The sequence below is a fragment of the Caproiciproducens galactitolivorans genome, from assembly GCF_004768785.1.
GTDB classification, from domain to species: domain Bacteria; phylum Bacillota; class Clostridia; order Oscillospirales; family Acutalibacteraceae; genus Caproiciproducens; species Caproiciproducens galactitolivorans.
The window spans coordinates 13,762-37,363 of record NZ_SRMQ01000015.1 but is presented as its reverse complement, the minus strand read 5'-3'; the positions used below and the strand labels follow the sequence as shown (position 1 = coordinate 37,363).

At 44.1% G+C, this 23,602-nt stretch carries 31 protein-coding genes; 7 read left to right on the top strand and 24 right to left on the bottom strand.

Annotation, left to right across the window (positions count from 1 at the left end):
* From CAGA_RS11640 to CAGA_RS11605, 8 genes are all read right to left on the bottom strand, one after another.
* The coding region (locus CAGA_RS11640) for a YqaJ viral recombinase family protein (RefSeq protein ID WP_243113032.1) at positions 1-130 on the bottom strand (130 nt) is incomplete at its 3' end.
* Positions 69-455, bottom strand: a complete 387-nt coding sequence (locus CAGA_RS12870) for a hypothetical protein (RefSeq protein WP_243113031.1) — start codon at positions 453-455, stop codon at positions 69-71. The genes CAGA_RS11640 and CAGA_RS12870, both read right to left, overlap by 62 nt.
* A 64-nt stretch (positions 456-519) precedes the next feature.
* The gene (locus CAGA_RS11635; RefSeq protein WP_167875231.1) at positions 520-1,428 is read right to left on the bottom strand and encodes an AAA family ATPase; all 909 of its coding nucleotides are present in this window, start codon (positions 1,426-1,428) and stop codon (positions 520-522) included.
* 86 nt (positions 1,429-1,514) lie between these two features.
* Positions 1,515-1,727 (bottom strand): hypothetical protein, encoded by a 213-nt coding sequence (locus CAGA_RS11630; RefSeq protein ID WP_135661000.1) that lies wholly within the window; start codon positions 1,725-1,727, stop codon positions 1,515-1,517.
* Positions 1,717-1,902, bottom strand: coding sequence for a hypothetical protein (locus CAGA_RS11625; protein WP_135660998.1), 186 nt, complete (start codon positions 1,900-1,902; stop codon positions 1,717-1,719). The genes CAGA_RS11630 and CAGA_RS11625 overlap by 11 nt, the downstream gene beginning before the upstream one ends.
* Positions 1,899-2,144 carry a hypothetical protein gene (locus CAGA_RS11620; RefSeq protein WP_135660996.1) on the bottom strand — a complete coding sequence of 82 codons (246 nt, stop codon included), beginning with the start codon at positions 2,142-2,144 and terminating at the stop codon, positions 1,899-1,901. Before CAGA_RS11620 ends, CAGA_RS11625 begins: the two co-directional genes overlap by 4 nt.
* A 615-nt stretch (positions 2,145-2,759) precedes the next feature.
* A complete protein-coding gene (locus tag CAGA_RS11610) occupies positions 2,760-2,963 on the bottom strand; it encodes a helix-turn-helix domain-containing protein (RefSeq protein WP_135660991.1) in 204 nt (67 codons plus the stop codon).
* A gap of 20 nt (positions 2,964-2,983) precedes the next feature.
* Positions 2,984-3,742 (bottom strand): antA/AntB antirepressor family protein, encoded by a 759-nt coding sequence (locus tag CAGA_RS11605; RefSeq protein ID WP_135660989.1) that lies wholly within the window; start codon positions 3,740-3,742, stop codon positions 2,984-2,986.
* A gap of 65 nt (positions 3,743-3,807) precedes the next feature.
* On the opposite strand from CAGA_RS11605, the gene CAGA_RS11600 reads away from it, so the two are divergent.
* Positions 3,808-4,011, top strand: coding sequence for a hypothetical protein (locus CAGA_RS11600; RefSeq protein WP_135660987.1), 204 nt, complete (start codon positions 3,808-3,810; stop codon positions 4,009-4,011).
* A gap of 3 nt (positions 4,012-4,014) precedes the next feature.
* Here CAGA_RS11600 and CAGA_RS11595 read toward each other — a convergent pair whose 3' ends face one another.
* The 4 genes from CAGA_RS11595 to CAGA_RS11580 are packed head-to-tail and all read right to left on the bottom strand — an operon-like array spanning position 4,015 to position 4,930.
* Positions 4,015-4,212 (bottom strand): hypothetical protein, encoded by a 198-nt coding sequence (locus CAGA_RS11595; protein ID WP_135660985.1) that lies wholly within the window; start codon positions 4,210-4,212, stop codon positions 4,015-4,017.
* 5 nt (positions 4,213-4,217) lie between these two features.
* Positions 4,218-4,457 carry a BRO-N domain-containing protein gene (locus CAGA_RS11590; RefSeq protein ID WP_135660983.1) on the bottom strand — a complete coding sequence of 80 codons (240 nt, stop codon included), beginning with the start codon at positions 4,455-4,457 and terminating at the stop codon, positions 4,218-4,220.
* 50 nt (positions 4,458-4,507) lie between these two features.
* Entirely contained in the window at positions 4,508-4,720 is a 213-nt protein-coding gene (locus CAGA_RS11585) for a helix-turn-helix domain-containing protein (protein WP_135660521.1), read from the bottom strand.
* A 24-nt stretch (positions 4,721-4,744) separates the two neighbouring features.
* Positions 4,745-4,930 (bottom strand): Rha family transcriptional regulator, encoded by a 186-nt coding sequence (locus CAGA_RS11580; RefSeq protein WP_135660982.1) that lies wholly within the window; start codon positions 4,928-4,930, stop codon positions 4,745-4,747.
* 68 nt (positions 4,931-4,998) lie between these two features.
* Between CAGA_RS11580 and CAGA_RS11575 the strand changes: the two genes are divergently transcribed.
* Complete coding sequence (locus tag CAGA_RS11575) at positions 4,999-5,313, top strand: hypothetical protein (RefSeq protein ID WP_135660980.1); 315 nt, start codon at positions 4,999-5,001, stop codon at positions 5,311-5,313.
* Between the two features lie 24 nt (positions 5,314-5,337).
* Here CAGA_RS11575 and CAGA_RS11570 read toward each other — a convergent pair whose 3' ends face one another.
* Entirely contained in the window at positions 5,338-5,673 is a 336-nt protein-coding gene (locus CAGA_RS11570; RefSeq protein ID WP_135660978.1) for a helix-turn-helix domain-containing protein, read from the bottom strand.
* A 171-nt stretch (positions 5,674-5,844) separates the two neighbouring features.
* On the opposite strand from CAGA_RS11570, the gene CAGA_RS11565 reads away from it, so the two are divergent.
* Both CAGA_RS11565 and CAGA_RS11560 read left to right on the top strand, forming a co-directional pair.
* The gene (locus tag CAGA_RS11565) at positions 5,845-6,501 is read left to right on the top strand and encodes a LexA family protein (protein WP_135660976.1); all 657 of its coding nucleotides are present in this window, start codon (positions 5,845-5,847) and stop codon (positions 6,499-6,501) included.
* A gap of 136 nt (positions 6,502-6,637) precedes the next feature.
* Complete coding sequence (locus tag CAGA_RS11560) at positions 6,638-7,846, top strand: tyrosine-type recombinase/integrase (RefSeq protein ID WP_135660974.1); 1,209 nt, start codon at positions 6,638-6,640, stop codon at positions 7,844-7,846.
* Positions 7,847-8,419: 573 nt separating this feature from the next.
* Here the strand turns inward: CAGA_RS11560 and CAGA_RS11555 are convergent.
* Positions 8,420-9,316: an AraC family transcriptional regulator gene (locus CAGA_RS11555; RefSeq protein ID WP_135660972.1), complete on the bottom strand. Its 897-nt coding sequence runs from the start codon at positions 9,314-9,316 to the stop codon at positions 8,420-8,422.
* A 110-nt stretch (positions 9,317-9,426) separates the two neighbouring features.
* Here CAGA_RS11555 and CAGA_RS11550 point away from each other — a divergent pair, with 110 nt between their 5' ends.
* Positions 9,427-10,602 carry an MFS transporter gene (locus CAGA_RS11550; RefSeq protein WP_135660970.1) on the top strand — a complete coding sequence of 392 codons (1,176 nt, stop codon included), beginning with the start codon at positions 9,427-9,429 and terminating at the stop codon, positions 10,600-10,602.
* Between the two features lie 2 nt (positions 10,603-10,604).
* On the opposite strand, the gene CAGA_RS11545 is transcribed toward CAGA_RS11550, so the two are convergent.
* From CAGA_RS11545 to CAGA_RS11505, 10 genes are all read right to left on the bottom strand, one after another.
* Entirely contained in the window at positions 10,605-11,672 is a 1,068-nt protein-coding gene (locus tag CAGA_RS11545) for a LacI family DNA-binding transcriptional regulator (protein WP_243113030.1), read from the bottom strand.
* A 21-nt stretch (positions 11,673-11,693) separates the two neighbouring features.
* Positions 11,694-12,755 carry a glycoside hydrolase family 130 protein gene (locus tag CAGA_RS11540; RefSeq protein ID WP_135660968.1) on the bottom strand — a complete coding sequence of 354 codons (1,062 nt, stop codon included), beginning with the start codon at positions 12,753-12,755 and terminating at the stop codon, positions 11,694-11,696.
* A 26-nt stretch (positions 12,756-12,781) separates the two neighbouring features.
* Entirely contained in the window at positions 12,782-13,606 is an 825-nt protein-coding gene (locus tag CAGA_RS11535) for a carbohydrate ABC transporter permease (RefSeq protein WP_135660966.1), read from the bottom strand.
* A gap of 12 nt (positions 13,607-13,618) precedes the next feature.
* Positions 13,619-14,521 (bottom strand): carbohydrate ABC transporter permease, encoded by a 903-nt coding sequence (locus tag CAGA_RS11530; protein ID WP_135660964.1) that lies wholly within the window; start codon positions 14,519-14,521, stop codon positions 13,619-13,621.
* A 137-nt stretch (positions 14,522-14,658) separates the two neighbouring features.
* Complete coding sequence (locus CAGA_RS11525) at positions 14,659-16,050, bottom strand: ABC transporter substrate-binding protein (RefSeq protein WP_243113029.1); 1,392 nt, start codon at positions 16,048-16,050, stop codon at positions 14,659-14,661.
* 60 nt (positions 16,051-16,110) lie between these two features.
* Positions 16,111-17,046 (bottom strand): DUF1861 family protein, encoded by a 936-nt coding sequence (locus tag CAGA_RS11520; protein WP_135660960.1) that lies wholly within the window; start codon positions 17,044-17,046, stop codon positions 16,111-16,113.
* Between the two features lie 345 nt (positions 17,047-17,391).
* Positions 17,392-18,006: a flavodoxin family protein gene (locus tag CAGA_RS11515; protein WP_135660958.1), complete on the bottom strand. Its 615-nt coding sequence runs from the start codon at positions 18,004-18,006 to the stop codon at positions 17,392-17,394.
* A 189-nt stretch (positions 18,007-18,195) separates the two neighbouring features.
* Complete coding sequence (neuC, locus tag CAGA_RS11510) at positions 18,196-19,344, bottom strand: UDP-N-acetylglucosamine 2-epimerase (RefSeq protein WP_135660956.1); 1,149 nt, start codon at positions 19,342-19,344, stop codon at positions 18,196-18,198.
* On the bottom strand, positions 19,341-19,505 hold the full coding sequence (locus CAGA_RS12700; RefSeq protein WP_167875229.1) for a hypothetical protein: 165 nt from the start codon (positions 19,503-19,505) through the stop codon (positions 19,341-19,343). The genes neuC and CAGA_RS12700 overlap by 4 nt, the downstream gene beginning before the upstream one ends.
* Positions 19,506-19,773: 268 nt before the next feature.
* Positions 19,774-21,330: an amidohydrolase gene (locus CAGA_RS11505; RefSeq protein ID WP_135660954.1), complete on the bottom strand. Its 1,557-nt coding sequence runs from the start codon at positions 21,328-21,330 to the stop codon at positions 19,774-19,776.
* Positions 21,331-21,847: 517 nt separating this feature from the next.
* Here CAGA_RS11505 and CAGA_RS11500 point away from each other — a divergent pair.
* Positions 21,848-22,660, top strand: coding sequence for a BtpA/SgcQ family protein (locus CAGA_RS11500; protein ID WP_135660952.1), 813 nt, complete (start codon positions 21,848-21,850; stop codon positions 22,658-22,660).
* Positions 22,661-22,674: 14 nt separating this feature from the next.
* A complete protein-coding gene (locus CAGA_RS11495) occupies positions 22,675-23,478 on the top strand; it encodes a Cof-type HAD-IIB family hydrolase (protein WP_135660949.1) in 804 nt (267 codons plus the stop codon).
* Positions 23,479-23,602 lie beyond the last annotated feature (124 nt).

Sequence of the window (23,602 nt, the reverse complement as noted above, 5' to 3'; positions counted from 1 at the left end):
CAGTCTTTTCTTCCCACAGTTCGGCGTTGCTTTTGTACGGTGACATACCTACGACAGCAGCAGCTTCACTAGCTCCGATTCCGCTTAGACGTGCCTTTATCCACTCGTCGTGGTTCGTCGGTTGATTCACATTCTGATTCATATTCCGGTTTATCATCCTTTGCAAACGGGCATGGACCTTCCTGCCTGTCATAGGCAGCTTGTGCTGCACTTAACCCGTAGTCATCCATTTTTGTCAGCTCTACTAAGCGGGCACCCATATCTATGATTTCATCCTCCAATTTTTCGATTTTATCGGAATACTGTCGGTCAATGAGATCAATCGTCGCACGCCCAATAAACCTCGCACCTCGCAGAATTGGCATGATATAATCCCGCTCGGCCTTGGTGTCGTACAAAATGGATTTATCACTCTGGATAGCCCTGCGGATTCCGGGGATTAAACTGTTTTCCATTGACAAATCCTCGCTTTCAGATTATTATTCATAGAGAGCTATTTAAGGTGAAAATTTGTTTAATTTAGGAATTATACTTTTTTGTGTCAATCTCTTGGATGATTCTATCAACCATTAGTTGCGTGCATTTTTCGATAACAGTAGAAGCAAGTTCTATATCTAAAAAATTAGTATCGCACCAGTCTTTTAGCCATCCATCAGTGACTATGCCTGCATATTTAAAAAATCTTTCTGCAAGGTTATTAATATCGCTGCGTGACATTGGTCGAACTTCATGCCTTATCGGAAAACGTCTGATTAGTGCAGAATCAAGTCTGTCATAACGGTTAGTAGTTCCGATGATGATTACGTTGTTAGGCAAACTATCCATTTCCTGCATAAGTGCAATAACGATGCGATTCATTTCCCCAACATCATTCTTTTGGCCACGAGCCATACCAACAGCGTCTATTTCGTCAAAACAAAGTACACATGGAGCAGTCCTTGCATATTCGAATACCTTCGCAATATTTGATTGAGTGTTTCCAAGATAAGAACTTACAACACTAGAAAACCTTACATATACAAATGGTCTATTCGCTTTGTATGCTATATATCGAGCAAGTATCGTTTTCCCTCCACCGCTGCCACCGTAAAGCATTACGGCTGGCAAATATGAGATACCAAGTTCAGATAACCGTTCAGATGCTTTCACTATAGACATAACCTTTTCAACTATCTTTGCTTCTTCAGGACGTAATACAAAGCGACTTTCTGGAAAGTTTGATACATCCTCTGCAACAAGAAATTCACGCAAATTATATGGAAGTTCAATCATGTTTGGTTTGGCGTCAAGTTTATGGAGCATATTTATCCTGAATGCTTCATCTTTTGCTGTGGTTAACTCATTTAAAATAATTCTTGCTTGCTGCTGGGCCTTTTTAATATCGCCATCACATATATACTGAATTAAAAGCCTTTGTTTATCGTTCATATAACCTCCAAATACCACAATCTTCATTAAATTTTTATCATTTTACTGATTTATGCCAATACCACGTCTAATTCCTCAAGCCCATTTTATCTAAACCCCTGTGCTCTGCGGCGGACAACATGCTTTATGTAACTCTCCGTTTCGTATTCGACAAATCCGTTCACGATATCCTTTTGCTTGTTGGCCGCAGCGTTTTTGCGGTTTTCCTCCGCTTTCCAAGCCTTGTGTTTGGAGCAAATCGAGTGGCACATGATATGGCGGTCAGAGCAATCCTTACAAGGCGGCGTCCTAAATACCATTTCTGCCCAACTCCTTTCTTATAAGCGCCCGGTTCAGTCTTATCCTCTCGGCGGCGATGTCGGCGCGGTGGATTTTATTGACCACCTGGATAATGCAGTACATAAGTACTGAGATAATAAACATTGCAACGCCGATGATAACAAGGTAAAGCAGAATGTCAATTATCGCGGTCATAGTGTAGCCTCCTGTTCTGGTTCGTAGGGTTGATTCAGCCAATCCAGCAAACATTGACAGCAATTTTTATCGTCGGAGTGATCGCAATCAATTTCATCCATACCCATTTCATTAGGACACGTGAGCGTTACGGTGAGTTCTTCATTACTCATGCTGCGGATTAAGTCTCCATTCGTCAGCGGCTTGTTCTCCGTTGCCGGAATCGTTATGATCGCATGGTAATTGTCCCATTTATATGGCATAGGCTTGTCTCACCTTCTTGTAAATATTTCCTTCCCGATATAGAATTGTGGGGAAAGGAGAATTTAAATGCCTGATTTAACCGCAACTGATTTCGAAATTAGCAGATGACTTGGATGAAACTCTGAATGAACTCGGAAAGTAGTTGATTTCGAATTCAAAAGAATCATGCCGATTTTTAATACTAAGGTTTAAAAAACGAACAAATAAAAACGATTATGGAAGCTATAAGAGCTATGAACGGAACAACGCCTTGCTGCTTTATGTTTTGCATTAAGGTTTCTCTCCTTGAAATATGCCCTTCTTCGAAAGAACTTTCCTCCTCGAGCAGCACATTAAGCCTGCGTCCTAGGCATTCATCCTGCCCGCAGTTATATGGCTCTCCTATTACCCAGCAATTGCATACCGAAGCAATCTTTATGCCGCATTTGGGGCAAAAGTTAGAACTATTTGGGATTTCACACCCACAGGATTTACACTTCATTTTTCTTTCCTTTCTTTCAATATTCCTTTCCTGATCAGCTTGTTCCTTGTAGAACAATCCGGGCATATGTAACCTTTGATCGGCTGCTGGATACTTATAATCCAATGCTTGCCACAGCGTGTGCAGCGGGCGGTCATGAAGTCTTTACCTGCTTTTGAATATAGAAAAGCATGTCCGTTTTATTTACCCGCCACAGTTTCCCGACTTTGAATGCCGGGAACTCCCCACGTTGTGCTAGCTTGCGGAGCCTGTCAAGACTTACGCCAAGGAGTATGGCGGCATAGGAGAGGTCCATTACTACCGGTACACGTTCCCATGCGGTTTCACGTCTTTGCATGGCTTTTTCACCTACCTTTCTTAAGCGCTCTGCTGGTCGATACCGTACTTAATCGCCATTTCCTTGACGATAGCTACATAGATTTCGATTAGCTTTTTATCATCGGCAATGACATCAACCTTGTTGAGCTTGTCCCGCTTGGATTTGCACACGCCCTCATCGGCCATCCTGCGGCGCTTATTTGTAAGCCGGGTTTCCAAACTTACGCCGCCGCGCTGGTCAACCAGCTTATAAATTTCAGCTTGTACATCACGGAGATATTCGTTTCCACCCTGAGCACGGGCGATTTGTACAATCAGTTTCCGCGTATCTTCTCGCCATGAGCGGGTATCTAATGCAATAACGTCACCGATATGATCGAGGCGCTTGTTGGTATCGGCAAGGGCCTTTTCTTGTTGCTTTTGCGCAACTTCCAATTTGATAAGCAGCCGTAGCTCCGGAGAAAGGTTTGAGATGTCGGTGTCAAGTTCGATGAGTTTCTGGCGGATTGCTCGTCCTTCGGGTGTGCGCTGAATCATCGCGATGTGCTTCGCCATGTCGAGGGAGAGAATGTGTTCCAAACTTGGACGGCCGCCTTGGGGTTTTTCACTTTTTTGTGAAAAACTTGAATAGTCCTGATTTTCTGCGAATCCGTATCCACACATGCGGTCAAACCATTGTGTGTAAGGAGTGTCAATTTTGAGCTTCTCATGAAGCTCTCGTCCAATGACAACTTTCTTTCCCGTGTCGGTGGTATAAACCGGGATAATGTCACTACTAAATACTGTAAGATTGTTCATTTAATTACCCTCCTTGTAAAAATTTCCTTTCCGATGTAGAATCATCTCGGAGAGGGGGTGATGTTATGACAAAAGACGAAGAAGCTAAATTTGATAAAGAAGCTGCGTTGCATTTTGGACAGGACGATATTTGCCCAATTATGTCGGTCGGGAGAAAATCTCCTGCGCTTTGCGTTAAAGGTTGTGCTTGGTACGATACGGAAACAAAAGAGTGTACTATGTCGAGAATCAATGCTAATTTGAAATGGCTAAAAGATATTGCTAAATGAAAGTTATTTCATCCCGCGGATCCGCCCGACTGGCGTATTTTGCACGGTAAATGTCGAATTGTTCACAATTATTCCAGTCATACGGAGTATGCTGTACGCTTCGCTTACCGTGCATTTTTCTGCTTCAAGCAGTTTAGCAATTTTTTGTGCGATCTCTTCGGACTTTTCTACCTTGATTCCGTTTTCTTTTGCTTCGTTCATTCTTCTCACCTGCCCTTCTTATGATATTGCTTCCCATCAGTACCGGACAATTTGTCCTGTACTGAAAACCGGTTCAGTCGCTCTTTGTGGCGGTCATGGATTTTACGGATGGCATCGCTAGGGTCTGAATATCCAAGCGCGCAGCCAATTTGTTCACGAGTCATAAAAAACTCATTTTTTCCGTTCCCGTAAAAATCACATTCTACAGAGCCAAAGCTTTCAGATTTGATAAGTTGTAAATTCATTATGTACCTTCTTTCGTTTTGACTTCTTCTTTCCTTTCAGAATGTCCGCACTATGCGGATATGTTGTCTGCTTGGTTTGTAATCCAACCACGCAATTCGTCTTTGCTGATTCGCCATTTCCCCCGCGGTTTGTTTTGTTTTGCTGGAAATTCTCCCTGCCGTGCCAGTTTTCGCAGGTAAGCCGGGTGGTATCCTGCAATCATTGCAGCTACATCAATGTCAAGGACGAGCGGTAGAGCATTCCAATTTGTATAGCGTTGCATGATATCCTTCCTTCCGAAAACACATCAAACTTTTGCAACAGGTGTAATTTCAAATCGCACCTGTCCAAAGGTTTTAAGGGCATCAATTTGTTTTTCGATGATTCTTTGCACAGACCGATAGTTGTTTCCTGTAAATTCCGCAATCACATCGGATGTCGTGAACGGTTCTGCGCCGATTTTGTCAGGTTCAAGAAAAACTAAATCATTCATGCCGTTTCCCCCACCTTTCTTGCAAGAATTTCCTTTCCGCTGTAGAATAAATACGGAAAGGAGGGATAATGTTGCCAGAATGTAAAATTTGTGGTCGAGAAGTTCCGCATTCAAGATATATGGAAGAAATCGGGATATGCGACGCATGCGGAATCATTCTCAACTGTAAGGTAGAATCCATTCAAGAAGAAATTGGTAAATGCCAAAATGCTGCTAATGCAGCAAGTTCTCCAGACGAACGCATTAAGTACTTAAAACTAATGCTTGATATTTTGTACGAATATAAAGTAAAGTACTATGACAATGATGTAGACGTATTGGAGCAAAACGTTGAAGACCTAATTGATACTGTTGTTGATTGCATTTCAGAAGCTAAAATTTAGTCTTCATATAGAAAGGCAAGGTGTTTAACGCTTTGCCTTTTGTTTTGCTTTTTTGGCGGCTTCTTTAAAATTCTTGTTTATTGTTATTTCAATATTTACTTTCTTCATCTTCCTCACTTGCCTTTCTGATGAGTCAATTTTCGCGCTACGCAATTTGTTTTGCGAAAAAAAATCGCTAAATTGTTCGTTTTCAATTTTCAGAACAGAAGCAAATGCCTCGGCCTCATCCAATGTTACGGGTCTTGCCCCTGTTATTTTTTGGCTGATTGTAGACGGGGACAGTCCCATAGCCTTTGCTAAGTCTTTTTGAGTAAGATTTAACTCAGCCATTCTTCCTTTGATTTTGTTGGTATTTATCATAATGTCACCTCCTGATTTTGCGCTACGCAATTTTGTTGTTTTTATATTATCACTTGCATAGCGCAAAGTCAATAGCATTGTGCAAAATATTTTTTGAAATTCAGTTATAGGTATTGCGCTCTGCAAATTTTTGTGATATAATGATTGCCAAATAGAAATAAGAGGGATATTATGAACAACATTGAAATAGGTAAAAAGCTTTATGAGAGGCGTATGGAGTTACACCTTACATTACAAGATGTCGCAAAAATAGTTGGCGTAGCAAGCTCAACTATTCAAAGGTACGAAACTGGGAATGTGGCCAAAATAAAAATGCCAGTCCTTGAATCTATTTCGAAAGCTCTTAAGCTCAATCCAGCTTGGGTCTGTGGAAAAGACAGTAATAAATTTATCGATGACTCGCTTCCATCTAATTGCACCCCTCTTTCATCCCTCCCAATGATTCCTGTAGTGGGCAAAATTGCCGCGGGCCAACCAATTCTTGCTCAAGAAAGTATTATTGGATATATTCCTACAGACATTAAAAATCCTGATGAATATTTCTACTTGCATGTCGAGGGCGATAGCATGATAAATGCTGGAATAGAAAACGGCTCCGACGTTTTGATTCGCAAACAAAATTGTGCAGAGAATGGGCAAATCGTTGCTTGCTTTGTAAACGGGGATAGTGCTACTCTCAAACGTTTTAAGCAAATTGGAGATACCATATTTTTGATCCCAGAAAATTCAAATTATGAACCAATTATTGTAAAGTGCTATGATTTTGAAAATGGATATGCGCGAATTTTAGGTGTGGCAGTCCGATGTGTTACAACAAAAGAACTATAAATAAATAAAAAACCGCCCGCTCCGGATACCAGCCGGAACGAGCGGCCACCATCAGCAGGGCTGACAGCGTACGCATAATAACGCCATTATATTGTACCAGTTCAGCCCTCCAAAATCAAGATAGGAGGGTATTTTTATGGCTAATTGCAAAAAATGCAAGCGAAATTTATCCGATGATTGGATTTGGTGTCCTTGGTGTGGAACAAAGCAAACTAAACCCACACGCAAGCGTAAAACAACCAGGCGAGAAAATCGGACAGGCTCCGTATATAAACGCTCAGATATTAAATATCGCCCTTGGGTAGCTGTCACTCCAAAAACGAAAACAACTTCTCCGCAACTCATAGGCTATTATGCGACCTCGCAAGAAGCAAAGGACGCGTTAGAAGAATATCGGAGGAATCCGGTTGAAAAAATTAACATCACCTTAAAAGAGATTTACGAAGATTGGTGGGCGCTCGGCACCAAAAACAAGTCAAAGCAATTAGCAAACAGTTATCGAGCTGCGTGGAAAAAATTGTCGGCTCTGTATGACGAAAAATTCCGAGAGCTTCGCACCGCTCAAATACAATCGATAATAGATGGCCTCCAGAAAGAACGCCCTAAACTAGACAAGCAAGGAAAACCGGTTGTAAAAGACGGCGTTCCCGTTATGCTTCCCCCTATGTCATATTCGGCTTTACATGATATAAAGGTTTTGGTGGGGTTACTATATAAATATGCTATGCAAAACGATATCATAAATAAAAATTATGCTGAATTTTTAGTGCTGCCGAAAAAACCATCGGGTGTCAAAGATTGCTTTAATGACATTGAACTTAAGCAGATCGAAAATGCGGCGTTTGGCACAGATAAGGTTAAAAAGGTTCCATTTGCCGATTGCATACTTTTCATGTGCTACACAGGCCTTAGAATCACGGAATTTTTGACGTTAAGCAAATTTAACGTTCACGAAAAAAATGGCATGTACGCCCTTTACGGGGGCATAAAAACAGACGCAGGGAAAAACAAAGTTGTGCCGGTACATCATAAAATAAAGCCCATTTTAATGGACTGGATGAGTAAAAATGGAGAAACGATATTCTGCCGTCTGGATGGTGCTCCGTACACGTCACAATATTTTCGCGAAAAATGTTTTTATCCGGCGCTTGAGCAGATCGGGATAACAAGAAAACTCACTCCTCACGCAACACGCCGAACTTTTGCAACAATGATGAGCGCAGCCAATGTCCGCGAGGAAGATTTTATTGCGATCATGGGGCATACTGATTATTCTGTGGATATCGACAGCTACATTTCACAATCAGCCGAAAAACTCTCGAAGTCAATCGAAAAATTGCCATAAAAACACGTAGTAAATACGTAGTAACCGCCTCAAAATGTGCCAATATCCGATGGAACGCTGATTTAAAAAATGGCTCTATTACTGGATTTGTTGGCACTCCATGAAACGCAAAAAGACGGAAAATCCCCTTCGATTTATCTGGGGGGCAAGAGGCCGTGAGTTCAAGTCTCGCCACTCGGACCATTTTAATACCCGCATGAATGCTGAAAAACCCAGTATTCATGCGGGTTTCTCTATGCTTAACACATCATGCCGCGGAATAAATCGGAACTGTAAAAAAAATTAATGTAGGCGTTTTGGTAGGCGTTATGCCCGCTTCGTCGCTTCATTCGGCGTCCCGCTTTGCCCCAATCGCCGCGGCATCCAAGCTACTCTCCGACAATCGAACTCGTTTTTGTTAAGAAATAATCGAAAGTTTATCAAATTAGTGCATACTTGAACATAGTGGAGCGTAATCCTACTTTTGATTGCGAAAGGCATCCTGTAAAAACACATATACAGGTTCAAAACTATTTGCTGAATAGCAATTGGTTGTGCCAAATTTTTCATTATCATTATAAATAGAAAGAGGGATCAGCATTGCTGATTCCTCTTTCTGTATTCCAAAGGGGTACAGCCAATCTGTTCCCGGAAAGTTTTTGTAAAGTAGCTGCTGCTATGGAGTCCGCATTGAAAGGCAACCTCGATCGAAGTCATATCTGTATCGATTAACATTTGGCATGCTTTTTGGATTCGATATTGTTTCAGGTACTGATTCGGTGTGGCATGGATTGTACTGTGAAAACAGCGCAGAACTTCGCTTTCGCTGATCAGCGCTGTCCTTGCCAAAGTAGAGAGGGTTATGGTTTCCGAAAAATGTGCCTGAATGTATTGAAGCATGGTTTTTATCCGCTCGGCATTTCGAAGATTGCGAAGGCTGGGTTTTGCTTCACATATGGAATGATTTTTAAGCACAATCAGAATCAATTCCGATAATTCGTTCCTCACATATATTTCAAAACCGTGTTCCGCGTTATAAAGTCTGTTCCATACAGAAATCGAGCAAGCGAGTATTTTATCCTGCCAGGGAATAAATGGGTCTAATAAAATGTATGGCAGGTTTTTATTCCGGATAATCGGCTCAATATATTTTTGCCAATATATGCTATTTATGCTTCCGATGAGCCTTGGATGAAAAACAATCGATTTTAAAATGCACTTTTCATTGTTTGTTGGCTGAATGGAATGAACAACGCCTGCATTAATCAATATCCCTTGCTTTTTGTTCCGGACATATTCTGTGTTATGAACAGATACTGTTATTGACCCTGAGATTACCCATATAATCTCAAAATCCTCATGCCAGTGCCATGGAATCGAATGGCTTGATACGTTTTCCTCATAAAAAGCAATCGGGAATTCTGTCGTCCCGTGTTTTTGGATTTCTTCGCCGGAAGAATTCACTATTACATCACATTTCGCTATGCTCATACAATGCCCCTTCTCTTTGACGGTTTTGTTATATAATTTCGCGGAAAATACTATATAATATTTCGTTAAATGATGATATTATGATATCATCAAAAGAGAAGGAGATCAATATGTTTCAATTTCTGCTGGTAATAATCTATCTTGCATTCATTAGCCTTGGATTGCCGGATGCCTTACTCGGTTCGGCATGGTCATCCATGTATACGGAATTTAGGGTGCCGATTTCATGCATAGGCGTCATTTCTACGATTATTGCAATCGGAACCGTTGTTTCAAGTTTACAAAGCGATAAACTTACCCGTAAATTCGGAACCGGAAAGATAACGGCGATCAGCGTTGCCATGACGGCGGTGGCTTTATTTGGCTTTTCCATTTCCCATTCGTTTGGTTTGCTCTGTTTCTGGGCGATTCCTTACGGACTTGGAGCAGGGAGTGTAGATGCATCCTTAAATAATTATGTAGCACTTCACTACACAAGCCGGCATATGAGTTGGCTGCATTGTATGTGGGGAATCGGCGCAACGATTGGGCCTTACATGATGGGATATACCTTGATGCATGGCCAGAATTGGAATGCGGGTTATCAGTATATTTCCTTTTTACAGATTGCTTTTGTAGTAATCTTGTTTTTTAGTTTGCCACTATGGAAGAACCAAAAAGGTTCTGCAGAAAAACATGCTATTTTAGCGGGAAAGACATTGCCTTTAAAAGAAGTAATTCAGATTCCCGGGACCAAAGAAGTCATGCTCTGTTTCTTTTGTTACTGCGCCTTGGAGCAGACGGCCGGTCTATGGGCAAGCAGCTATTTTACCCTGTTCAAAGGATTTTCAATGGAAACATCGGCTGGCTATGCAAGCATGTTCTTTATGGGCATTACCATTGGAAGAGTATTGAGTGGTATTATTAGCATGAAATTAAGCGATTTACAAATGATTCGCCTGGGGCAGGGGATCATTGCCGTCGGCATTCTTATGATGCTGCTGCCGGTACATGAAGCCGTATCTTTGGCCGGCTTGCTTTTTATCGGCCTTGGGTGTGCGCCGATCTACCCATGTATGATTCACGCCACTCCCTCCTGCTTTGGTGCGGATAAGTCGCAGGCAATCATCGGGGTTCAAATGGCAAGCGCGTATGTGGGAACCTGTTTGATGCCGCCGCTCTTCGGCCTAATTGCAAAGCATATCAATATTGTTTTTCTGCCGGTATATTTGCTGATCATTCTTTTATTAATGGCGATGATGCATGGGGCGCTGGTAAGAAAAACTGAAAAAGAAAACGCCGCATGAGATTACATATAGGGCAACGGTTGGGAATGCTGTTTCCTCAAGAATAAATTGCTCTCCCGTTCCACGATTTCCACATTCAGCACAATATTTTCAAATGGCTCATTGAGGTGGCTTATACGCCAGATAAGCCGCTGTACAGCCGCCCGCCCCATAAATTCTTTATAAACGTTTACTGTGGTAAGCTGCGGAGAAATTATAGTGGACAGCGGGGTGTTGTCGAAGCCGACTACCGCAATATCTTCCGGAACCCGGTAGCCCATCTGCTGCAGCGCATGAATCATTTGGACTGCAGCCTCGTCGTTCGAACAGACAAATGCCTGCGGAAGTTGCTCGAGCTGTTCTAACTGATCCATGATTTTCAAAACATTTTGCTTAATAACAAATTGCTCAACGTTTCCAAGAATGGAATATTCCAATGCATACCTGCTCACGTTGCGGTAGCCATTCATGGGGATCAGATTGTGAATTGCTTCCTGGTACCCAAAAAAGCGCTCTTTGATACTCATGGAATAATTAAGGTCGCCGAAAAAACCGATTTTGCGGTAACCGTTGCTGATCAGCAGGCGGGTGATCCGGTAACTCCCTAATTTGTTGTTCGTAAGAATACAATCAACCGGTTCCGCCATGGAACTGTGGTCCACTACGACAATGGGAAGCCTGTGTTTTTTCAGAGCCATAAGGTATTCGTCGCTGATTCGTCCGATTACGATAATTCCGCAGACGCGGCTTTCTTTTACACAATCGGGAATACCGCTTAATTTGTCGGTAAAATTAATCAGAATTTCATATCCGTTCTTTTTTGCCTCCTCTTCAACACCCAGCAGGACTTTGGCATAGAAATCTGAATTCCGGTAATATTGCGTCGGGATTAAAATACAGATATTTTTATTGGAGAGGGATTTTTTATACTTTGCTTTCTCCAAAAAGTAGCCCATTTTCTCCGCCTTATTAAGAATACGGTTTCTGGTTTCTTTCCCTACCCCCTTTTTATCGTTAAGGGCAAGAGAAACCGCATTAACCGAAACATTCAGCTGTTCGGCGATATCTTTCATTGTAACCCGGCGCTTCAATTTTCATCACCTGTTTCAACTTTATATATTTAAAGCATGAAATATTTCTTCCAACGTAATATCCGCGCGGCAGATTTTATCGTCTGCAGCACCATAATAGAGCATAATTGTATCCCCATTTTGGCAGCATCCGCAGGTAAAAACCGCATTTCCGAAAAAGCCGCTCGTTTCATAATCGGTTTCCGGCTGAAGCACCGGCTTTTCCGTTCGCGCCAGTATTTTTTCCGGATGCCGGGCATCCAGCAGCATTGCCCCAATGCAATAACGGTTGTCGCTATCCGCAGCATGATAAAATTCAATCCAGCCTTTTTCGGTCAGGAACGGCACCGCTCCGCCGCCGATTCTTCCGTTTTCCCAGCTTTTTCCGGATACACCGCAAAAATGGCGATGATTCCCCCAGTGAATGAGGTCGGGGGATTCGCTGATCCACATTTCCGGAGAACCGAACTCCTGGCTTACAGGCCGGTTCAACGCATAATAACTGCCACCGATTTTTTTAGGAAAAATGACAACATCTTTGTTTTCGGGCGTAAAAATAATTCCATGCCGTTTAAACTGCTGAAAATCCTTTGTACTAAGCAGAGCGGTCGCCGGGCCCAGCGGGCTGACCGCTGTGTAATTGATATAATATGTATCCTCAATTTTCACAACTCTCGGGTCTTCCATTCCCCAGCTTTCTTCTTTCATCGCGGGCGGAATCATCGGAGCGTCATCAACGGTAAAACGGATTCCGTCCTTGGAACGCGCCAAACGCAAATGGGAAAACGAGGTCAGATATACGATTTTGCGGCCGCTCGGCGTCTCTTTTGTGATGGAACGCGAATCGGAAAAATTCCATTCCGGGTGTTCTTTTTTTACAACTTCAATTACATCCATTGTCATACGATCCCCGTCCGGAACCATAACCGGGATATTTACCTTTTGGTCGGTAAAACCTGCGGATTCGGAAACTCTGCAAACCAGCAGAATTTCGTCCTGATAACGGCAGACGCCGCAGTTGAAAATCCCCTCCACACGGAAATCGGGCCGGCTGGATTTCACATCTTTTGCTGTAACCAATGGATTATTGACACATCTCATCATGAAGCAAACACCCCAATCAATATTTTTTACTTAAGCATAAAGCTGATGCCTTCTTTGAAATGCTTGGAAGCGCAGAGGAACATTATGATAATCGGCAGCGTAAGCAGTACGGACGCCGCATACATCGGTCCCGGGAAATTCCCCATTGTACGGAATTGGGTGGAAATCAGCACATTCAAGGTCTGCATCTTAATGTCGGGCGCAACTAGCATATCCCACATGAGTTCATTCCAGCGCGCCATGAACATGGATAAGAAAACGATTGTCGTAACAGATTTTGTCATCGGCATCGCTATTTTCAGAATGATCCCGAATTCACCCAGTCCATCAATCTTTGCCGCTTCAAATAATTCATTCGGAAGCGTGGTAAAGTAGTTGATATACATAAAGATAGCCCATGTGGAAATGCATAGGGGCAGGATCATGCCGAGATAATGGTTGGCCAGGGGCTTAATCAATATGTAACGAGGAACTAACAGGATAACTCCAGGAAAGAACATTTGAAAAAGAAGGGACTCATAAATGATTTTCTTCCCCCTGAAATGCAGTTTTGTTACGGAATATCCTACGCACAAGCCGACCAGAACAGAAACAACCGCAGTTGGAACGGAAACGATGAGCGAGTTCAGCAAAGAACGGACCCACATAAATGCATCCGACGAATTGCCGGAACCGAGCAAATATTGATAGCTTTTCATAGTCGGGTGCGATAAAACCATGGATTTATCAACCTGATCCCAAGGCATGAGAGACTGAATCACCATATAAAAAAGCGGGAAAAGGGAAAACACCAGGAGGACGGCGGTAATCGCGATTAATATTCCGGTTTTTATTTTTGAGCTTCTTTTCAAAACTGTCCCTCCTTAAACCCCGAATTTTCGGTTCAATTTATTCATCACAAAGGTAAAAAGCTGAATTGTCACAAAAATCTGAACCGCATTCGCAATTGCCATGGCGGCGCCTTCGCCCGACCGGAAGTTTGTGAAGGATGTGTTGTATATTTCAAGGAGCCACGTTGTCGTCGCATTATTTGGCCCGCCGCCGGTCAAAAGGTAAGGCTCCGTGTAAATCCCGAACGCAAGCCCGGACGCTAAAACGATAACCGTTGTAATAGTCGGCAGAATCATCGGAAGGGTAATATAAACCAGCCTGCGGAAACCAACGCACCCGTCTATAGCGGCCGCTTCATTTACTTCGGGTTCAATGCTTTCAATGGCAGACAGCAAGAACAAAGCATAGTAACCCGACATTTTCCAAACGATAATCGCAATAATAATCCAAAAGGCGGAGGTTGGATTCTGGAACCACGATATATCTTTGTCAAAGCGCTCACGAAGGAAATGATTAAATGCGGAATTATAGCTGAAAAAGAACCGTATTACAACGGATGTTGCAACGCCGGAGGTTAAATACGGAATAAAAAACAGAACCGCCGTAACGCCTTTGATGCGGTCCGGCAGATTCGAAATCAGCAAAGCCAGCAATAAGCCGAACAGAAAGCACAGAACCACAATCGGAGCTAAATAACGGAAAGAATTGAAAAAGGCTGCAATAATTTTCGGATTTGCAAACATGCCGGTAAAATTCCGGATTCCTACAAACGTCCTGTCCGGGGACATCAGGTTCCAGTCCATTGTGGAGAGCCAAACGGCCCATACGAGAGGTATAAGAAAAAAGACGGCTGTATATGCCAAATACGGTATATTAAGAAGCCAACCGGTAAAATTGTCCCGGTAATGCTTTTTTGAATTTGTCCTTTCTGCCATAAAGTTCCCTCCTTAAACAGAAATCCCCGCAGCGCATATAATTGTAACGCAAAGCCTTCTTCCGAAACCGGAAGGAGGCTTTGCGCCGAAATTGGTCGCTTTTTAACTGTGGGCCGCAGGATACGTTATGACAGCCTTCAACTTAAATTTCCCGCTGCTTTCATGGCGCTGAACGCACTATCGACAGCTTTTGAGGCATCGGGAGCATGCAGAGGCTCCTGCTTTAGCACCTCCTGAATATAGACGGAAAGCCCGGATTCTGTAAGGGCAGTCTGAATATCCGTCATTTTGTCGGAAGCCATGCATGGAATACTGTATTTGGAAAATTCAACAAGGTCTTTCAATTCCGGGTACTGCTTCAGTTGATCTGCGAACGCGCTGTTGGTCGAAATATCTCCGCGAACAGGGATCATCGTTGTGGCTTTCAGCCAATCCACGTCTGACTGCGTGCAGTTTTCCGAACTGTATACCCACTTCAGGAACGCAACGGCGCCCTGATGCTGCTCATCGGAAATTTTGCTGTTTTTGTAAAGGACAATGCCCTTGGAATCCGCGAAGTTGTAAGGAGTATCTCCCGCCTTTTTCACAAGGGATGGCCCGAAAACATAGTCGCCGTCCATGCCGTACGTCTTCCCGGCCGCGCGGAGCGTCTGAATATCCCAGGGAGAACTTACGCTAAGCAGGATGGGCGGATTTTCCGCAGTCCAGGCATCCGTAACTTCGTTGGTCTGGATGGTATTGCCAAACTTCCCAAGCAGTTCAAAGGTATCAATCGCTCCCTGGCGGTCGAGTGTCAGCTTGCCGTTCTCCACCCATGTTGTCTTCTGGGAAAGCGCCATATACGGCGACTGGAAATCATACCATCTCTCCCACCACTGATCATTGCGGGCCAGCGATGTGCGATACAGGGTATGAGTGACGCCGATTTCGCTCATTTTTGATTTGTTGGACACAAATGCCTTTAAGACGGCGTCCAGATCATCCACCGTCTGCGGCACTTTTGAAAATCCAAGCGCCCTCAGCGCTTTTGCGTTCCATTGCCATGTCATCGGATTTACATATTCCGGAAGAACGTATTGCTTGGAATCAATCGCCCAGCCGGCAATAATATTCTCCATTTTTTTCGCTGCAACTGCATCCTTGAACCATTGTTCATCCTGCAGATCATATACTGCGCCTGACGAAGCGAGCGTTGCAGCAAAACTGCGGCTGATATTTTCCGATGCAGCCGGAACGGTTCCTGTAACAATAGCGTTCTGGATACCCGCTTCCGATGACGGTGACTCGGGCATTTCCTGTACTTTTACGTTAATGGTTTTGCCATTCACTTTCGTTTCCGTTTCGTTAAAAGCCTTTGCTTTTGCAGTCCAGAAGTTATACTGCACTTTCTGCGGAGCGGACCAGAAATTCACGGTGACAACTCCGCCCGATTCGGAAGATTCCCCGCCAGCGGTATCGGATGGCGAACATCCTGAAAACGCACTCGCCAACATGATACCTGCTAACATAGCACAAATTAACTTTTTCATTATCATCTTTCTTCCTCCTTTGATAAAAAAATAAGTTAATTCGCTTAGCGAATTGGCATTTCATAAAACATTACTTTTTTCCCATTCCACGAAGGGATCCGGAATGGTCAGACAGTGCGCTTCCGCGTCGCCTACGCCGCAATACAGACACGCTGTTCCATTGCCATGGCGCACAAGACCCCCACTGAACACAACGTCCTTCAAATCTTCTCTTTTACTGGGGCCATCCTCAAAATTGCAGCGCACCGCTATAATTTTCATAGGCAGATGCATTCCGGTAGCCGGGTCAAGCAAAAAACAGGTGGAATAATAATGCCGGTTACCTTCTTCATCAAAATTGGCAATGTGGGATAAAACCCCTATTTTTCCGTTATTGAGTAAGTGAAGCTGGTTGGTTCCGCCCCACTCTTCCGAGATAAACTGATCCTCTAAAATGGAGGCCGACAAAATGGACTGGCTGTTTAAGTCGTCTAAGGAGGGAATAATCGTGAAACCGATCTTTCCCCTGCCGGCGCTTGCGTTCTGCGGCCTTGTTGTAACCAAAATCTCGCCGCTGGGCAACTCCAACAACCGAATATCCTTCATATTTTCCGGACCGCAGGCAAAGCGCTCAATCCGGAACGGAGCGGTTTCACGGAAAAACACCGTACGATATGTACTCTCATTTTTATCATTCCGGTAAACTTCTACACCACCTACGATCAACTTTCCTTTCACAAAGGAATAGAACGGATCCTGCAAATGTTTAAGAGGTTGGTACCGCTTATCCAATGACCATATTCCGGAATTTCTCCGCAAAAAAACAATACTGGAATCCTCACTATCCCTGAATTCAGCCCTACCTAAAAGTAGTTGACTTCCGTTGTACAAAAACGGAGAGGAAATATTATAAACATCACGGTTGTCTCCCTCTTCTAGAATGATCGGAAGTTTTGTGTTTGTGAATTGCAGTTTGCTAAAAGGAAATTGTTCCAATAGTTGGTGACATGTTTGCATTGAAATACACCTACTCCAGTTAGGTTTTCATCTGACTTGTTCATTTTTTGCGTTTAAATTTTGGAATATTCAATTTTAAACACTTTTCGCTATTCTTACTATATATACTTTATCACTTGAATTCAACTATATTTTACTTGAATTTTAATAAACTTAACTAAATTTAATGCGTTAAATTCATATTTTCTATAAAAATAGAGTAATCTCTCCATTCCATGTACTGCTTTCCTCCGGTCTGGCAGAAAAGCCAAACACCATTTATCTGACCAAAGCCATTACTGGTCGATTTTTCGACATATGAAAAAATCACCGTCCCCGGTTGGCAACGATGATTTTTTATTCAGTTTAACGGATAAAATTCGTATGGATAACTTCTTCCTGTTCGGGCAGCGGAACGGCATTCTTGCCGTATTCCATCATTTTTAAGAGCCATGCCATATTCCTGCCGAGCGTGCGCATAATCTGAACGCCTTCCTCATCCTTCATAACGTCTTCAGCATTTGAGCCATGGACTTCGTTCCAATAATGGGAAGGAGCGATTACAATATTCCTGAGATTGAAATAATTATTCAGCTGTTGAAAGGTCTCAACGGTTCCTGCACGCCTTGCAGAAACAACGGCGGCACCCACCTTGTAGTGAAGATACGGCCCCGCGTAAAAGAAGCGGTCTAAAAAACATTTCATGCTGCCGGCAATCCCGGAATAATAAACAGGGCTTCCCAAAAGAATCCCATCCGCGTCCTTCGACTTATCAATGCATTCATTTACAATATCGTCGAACACGCAGCGCTTGCCCTCTTTGCATGCACGGCAGCCGATGCAGCTGCGGACAGGCAGCTTCCCTACCTGTACAATCTCCGTTTCAATCCCCTGCTTTTCCAACTCATCCGCAACAAGCCGGATTGCCGTATAGGTGCATCCTTGTTCGTGCGGACTGCCGTTAATTGCTAAAACTTTCATTTTTCACTCCTCCAAACAGAATTCATGTATAACTTTATTGTACTTCCCCGCCGGCGCAAATGCAATGTCCCCCTATCCGTTTCTGTCCATTATTTCCATCGAGCGGATAACGGTCTTGCCGCTTCCCGTTTGCTACAACAGTTTTTACAACGCTGGACAGAAACCGTACCCATTTGAAACGCCGGTTCCCTAATTTTCATAAAAATGCTTTTTTAATAAAACGCCATAATCCGGTATCGTTTGTAAAATACTGAGGATTTTTGCAGAAGTATTTCCCTCGCCATAGGGATTGACCGCATGGGAGCAATCCATTAAAAAGGCCTTGTGAATTGCCTTTGTAATTTCTGTGCTTTCGGCAGAACAGCTGATAATAGAGGAAGAGAAAATTCTTCCCTTTTGGCGATCCCCGATATTGACTGTCGGCTTTTTGAAAAACGGGACTTCATAGATTCCGCTGGAGGAGTTCCCCACCACCGCATCCATCTGTTCAATCAGACTGAAATAGCAGCGGCTCCCCAAGGAGGGAAAAACCGCAGCATTCGGATGCACCGCGGCAAATTGATTCATCAGGCGGATGATTTCATGCCCCTCCGGATCCGCGTTCGGTTCCGTAAACAAAAGGCCCACTTCGCTCCCAAGATCGTTCAGCGCCTGCAAAAGCGCTTCAAACTGAACGGAAGACGGCTCCGAATCCATCGTCACAGGATGGAACGCAATCAGAAGGTTCCGCTTCCGAAACGAAAAAGGCAAGGAAGCTTCCAGTTCCTCCCGGCTCATTCGCGGCGTATTGATAATGCAATCGATTCCCATATTACCAACATTATAAATATGACAGGGATTTTCCCCCAACTGTTTCACTCTTTGATAGGCTTCACTATTTGTAACGAAATGCAAATGCGACATTTTGGTAATACTGTGGCGGATGGCTTCGTCAAAAGCCCCCTCCGTTGTGTCGCCTCCGGCGATATGGGCGACCGGGATTTTAAAAATCAACGCAGCCTGCGCCGCCGCCAGAATCTCGTAACGGTCACCCGTCAGGATCAATAGCTCCGGCTGCAAAAGGGAAAAAGCGTCCGCAAATCCGATAACACTCAAACCAATGGACTTTGTAATGCCCGCCGGGGTATCGCTGGAAAGCAGCGTTTCCACTTTGCAGTCAATTGCAAATCCATCGTCTTCAATTTCCCGATACGTCAGCCCGAATTCCGGGGACAGGTGCTCTCCGGCTGCAATCAGCTGCAATTGAAAGCCGGGCGTTTTCCGGATTTCTTTCATCAGGACGCTGAGCCGGCCGTATTCTGCGCGTGAGCCGGTAACCACACAAATTTTCCGTTTCATATTTTATCCCTCGCTCTCGAATCGTACATCCCTTCCGCAGCCACGATTTCCGTAATCGTCTGTACCGCGGAGCTCGAACAGTCCGTCTTAATCCGTTCCTCCGTTAAATGCAGACCGAAGCCGCCTGCAACAGCAGCAAACATTTTTCCTTGTAAATCCATAATCTTCCTCCGGTGAACATATCTTTCTATAATATATTCCCTCTGAAAGAAAATAGAAGTGTGAGCAAAGATCATCCGGCGTATTTCTAGCGAAACGGGCTAACCGTAAAGCTACGGGGCTGAAACAGAATCCTGACGAAAAAACTGCGCACGGATAATTCCACTCCTCTGAAAAAAGAAAGGCCGGAAATGCAACGATTGCTCCATTGCATTTTCGGCTTTTTCTTTTGTGGATTCGGGAAGTTATGGGAGAGACTAATCAAAGTGATTATAAGGAGGTATATACTACCTTTCCTTCAACTAAAGTCAGGCAGACTTTGATCGCCCGCATATTCTGCATGGATTCCGTAAAGACGTTCCCATCCAATACCGCAATGTCTGCCTTTTTCCCCTGCTCAAGGGTGCCGAGCTCTTTTTCACGGTAAAGATTGTATTGCCCGCCATAGGTCCAAGCGCGCATAACCTCACTTACCGTCAGAGTATTTTCTTTGTTAAAAGGCTCTCCGCCTTCTGGGAATTGCCCGCCGCAGGCATGGTAAATGGATTCCGGAATATCATCGATTAATAAAGGAAGATCCGTACCACAGGAAATTAAAACGCCGCTGTCCGCCATTTTGCGGCGGTTCCAGTAGTAGCGTCCGCGTTCCATTCCGATCTTTTCTTCAATCATTTCCAGCTTGCTCTTGCGATCCGCAATGGCCATAATTTGCGGATAAATTTCCGCAATCACCCCCAGCTTTCCCATCCGTTCCAAATCAGACGGATCGCTGAATTCCAGATCGGTGATGCTGTGGCGGTTTACCAGCTTGCCGTTTTCGCGTTTGCATTTTTCGTAAATATCGAGGACTTTGCAGATTGCCGCGTCTCCCTGCGCATGGAGTGAAAAACGGAAATTTTCCGCATCTGCCGCCAAGGTCTCCTTTTCAATTAGATCATAGTCGATTTCCTGAGCACAGCAGATGTTGGGAGCACAGCAGTAGGGCTCTTTCAAATCGCCGCACAACTGGCTGATAGAGCCGTCCGTCATCCGATTGTAGCCCGAAAAACGGACGTAATCGCCTTGAAAACGTTTTCTCATCTCCCGGCCATATGCAAGGTTCATACCGGCGCCGACCGGCTGGCTCATAAAGTTAACGCGCAAAGTCAATTCGTTCTTCTTTTCCAAGTCCTCCAGCACGTCTGTAAAGCCGTAAAAATCATCAAATCCCATTTCTTTTACGGAAGTTACGCCGCGGCTGTTCAGCATGGCCATATACTTTTTGAATTCCGGAACAATGAACGCACGGTCGCCCAGCACTTCACCCAAAAGCTTCCAATATGCTTCGGGATAACAGGTTTCCGGTGTAAACTGGTAAGTTTTTTCTGCTGCTTCGTTCATCCAGCAGGTTTCCTGCCCCTTTTCGAACAGAATCACCGGACGCCCCGCAAAGGCTTTATCCAACAGCGCGGGATCGGGATTTTTAACTTTTTCCGAATCCCACCCATGCCCAAGCAGCGCCTTTTCAAAAGGCTGTTCACAGGCATACCGCTTCATGATTTCAATTATTTCCTCCGCTGTGCCGGCGCAAGAAAGATCTGCGCCGACAAAACGCAGCACATACCCCGTAAAAAAGCAGTGTACATCTGCAAAGCCAGGACAAACCAATTTGTCGCCAAGTTCATATACAGCCGTATTCCGGTCAATATACTCCTCTTCTCCGTCGCTGCCCACAGCAAGAATTTTTCCGTCTGCAACAGCCACAAAGCCTGCCAACGGCTCTGGCGAAACAGCCGTATAAATACAATTCGATTTTAAAAGAATCTCTGCTTTTCCACTATTTGTCATTCTAGCACTCCCTCTTTAATCAATACGGTTTACATGAAAGGACTGTCCGACACAGGTGCGGTTACTGTGTTGACAGCAAAGGTAGATGGAAAATAATGAAGTGTTATATATAAGATTTAGCGTTTTTCATACCATTTACGCTTTTAAGATAGCATATATCCCTAAATTTTGCAATACAAATCTTAAAAGTTTTTATCAATTTGTAGAACTATTTCGTTGTGCGCAATAAAAATTTACAGTATATTATCATTCCCGATTGTATTTCAGACCATTTAAAAAAATAGAATAAAGTCCGGAATAATCCGTTGTTTGGTATGATAAATCTACTTCTGTGCTTATAACTCCGGTGAAAATTCTACAAAAATCGCGGCAAAAACCATCCGAAATCTTATTGACATTCCGAAAATGGAATGCTATTATGATTTTGCAAATGGTATGTAATTGTTATTAACTTATCTGCTTAAAGCCAAATTTACCGAACTTTTAAACAAAAAACATAGAATTTGGAGGATGTATTATGCTTTGGACAGAAAAAATGTTTGGTGTAAAAAAACCGATCTTTGCAATGCTTCATCTGAAAGCATTGCCGGGCGACCCGAAATTTCGCTATGGTGACAGTATGAAAGCAGTTGTCGATCAGGCGCGCGCAGACCTGAAGGCATTGCAGGACGGCGGTGTGGATGGAATTATTTTCAGCAATGAATTCAGCCTCCCTTATCAGCGGAAAATGGATTTTGTTACGCCTGCGGCCATGGCCCGCGTCATCGGCGAACTGATGAGCGAAATCCGCGTGCCATACGGTGCGGACTGCATTTCCGACGGGCTTGCCAGCCTTGAGCTGGCCGCGGCGGTGGACGCAAAATTTATCCGCGGCACTTTCTGCGGCACTTACGTTGGCGACGGCGGGTTCTATGACAATGACTTCGCCTATTTGCTCCGCCGCAAAGCTGCTTTGCATCTGGACGACCTGAAGATGCTGTATTTCATCAACCCGGAATCCGACCATAACCTGGATACCCGCCCGCTGGCGGAGATTGCGAAATCGGTTGTGTTCAAGGCGTCGCCGGACGGGCTCTGCATTTCCGCTTCCGCAGCCGGGCAGGAGGTAAATGAAGAACTGATGAGCAGCGTGAAAAAAGCCGCGCCGGATGTTGCCGTAATCTGCAATACCGGGTGCCGCATTGATACAATTAAAGAAAAACTGAGGTATGCGGACGCTGCCGTTGTGGGCACAACCTTTAAGAAAAACGGCGATTTCTACAGCACCGTCGATTGTGACCGGGTTAAAGCCTTTATGAAGGTCGTAAAAGAATACCGTAAAGAGCTGTAAGCTGCGGGTGAAATATGAACCAAAAAATATTGGCTCTGGATCTTGATGGTACCGCTGTGAACGACAGCGGCAAACTGGGTGCTCTTTCCAAACAAGCGCTGATTTCCGCCCGACAGCAAGGGCATATCCTTTGTTTTGTCACCGGCCGGCGGGATATTGATATGGTGCCTTTGGGCAAGGACGCCTGTTACGCCGACTATTTCATACTGAACAACGGCGGGAAAATCACCTCCGCTGCGGATGGGCGCGTGCTGAAAAATGATTTCACAGGCAAGGAAGATGCGCGGGCTTTGATTTCCTACTGCCTGCAAAAAGATTGTCAACTCCACATTTTCAGCGGAATGTACTGGGGCATCAATAAGATGACGCCGCGAACCCGAAAGTATGCGGAGGAACTGGGCCTGGAACCGGATTTTTACCATTCCCCCGAAGACGTGCAATGCGAAAATGTAGAAGGGTTTACTGTAACCGATGACGGCGAAAAAGTCCGCGCGTTTCTGGATAACTCGGATTTGGATTTGGAGTATGTTGCTTCCGAACCCGGCTGCCTCGATATTATGAAAAAAGGCATCAACAAGTGGAACGGGATAAAGGTCCTTGCCGACTTTCTTGCCATCCCGATAAGCCAAACGATTGCCGTGGGAAATTACGACAACGACATCGACATGCTGACCCACGCCGGGATCGGCATAGCGGTACAAAATGCCCTGCCGGATGTTAAGGCAGCCGCGGATTATATTACTTTGAAGGATAATAACCATGACGCTGTTGCGGAAATTGTAGAAAAATTTCTTCTCTCCAACTCAAATTACACTTAAATTTTTTTATGCATTAAAGTGGTATAATTTATATCTTGCTTATATAAACTATGAATTGTATAAAATAAATAAATACGTGTCGTATCATTTAGATATTTTAACTCGTTGACGAATTAAAATCTTC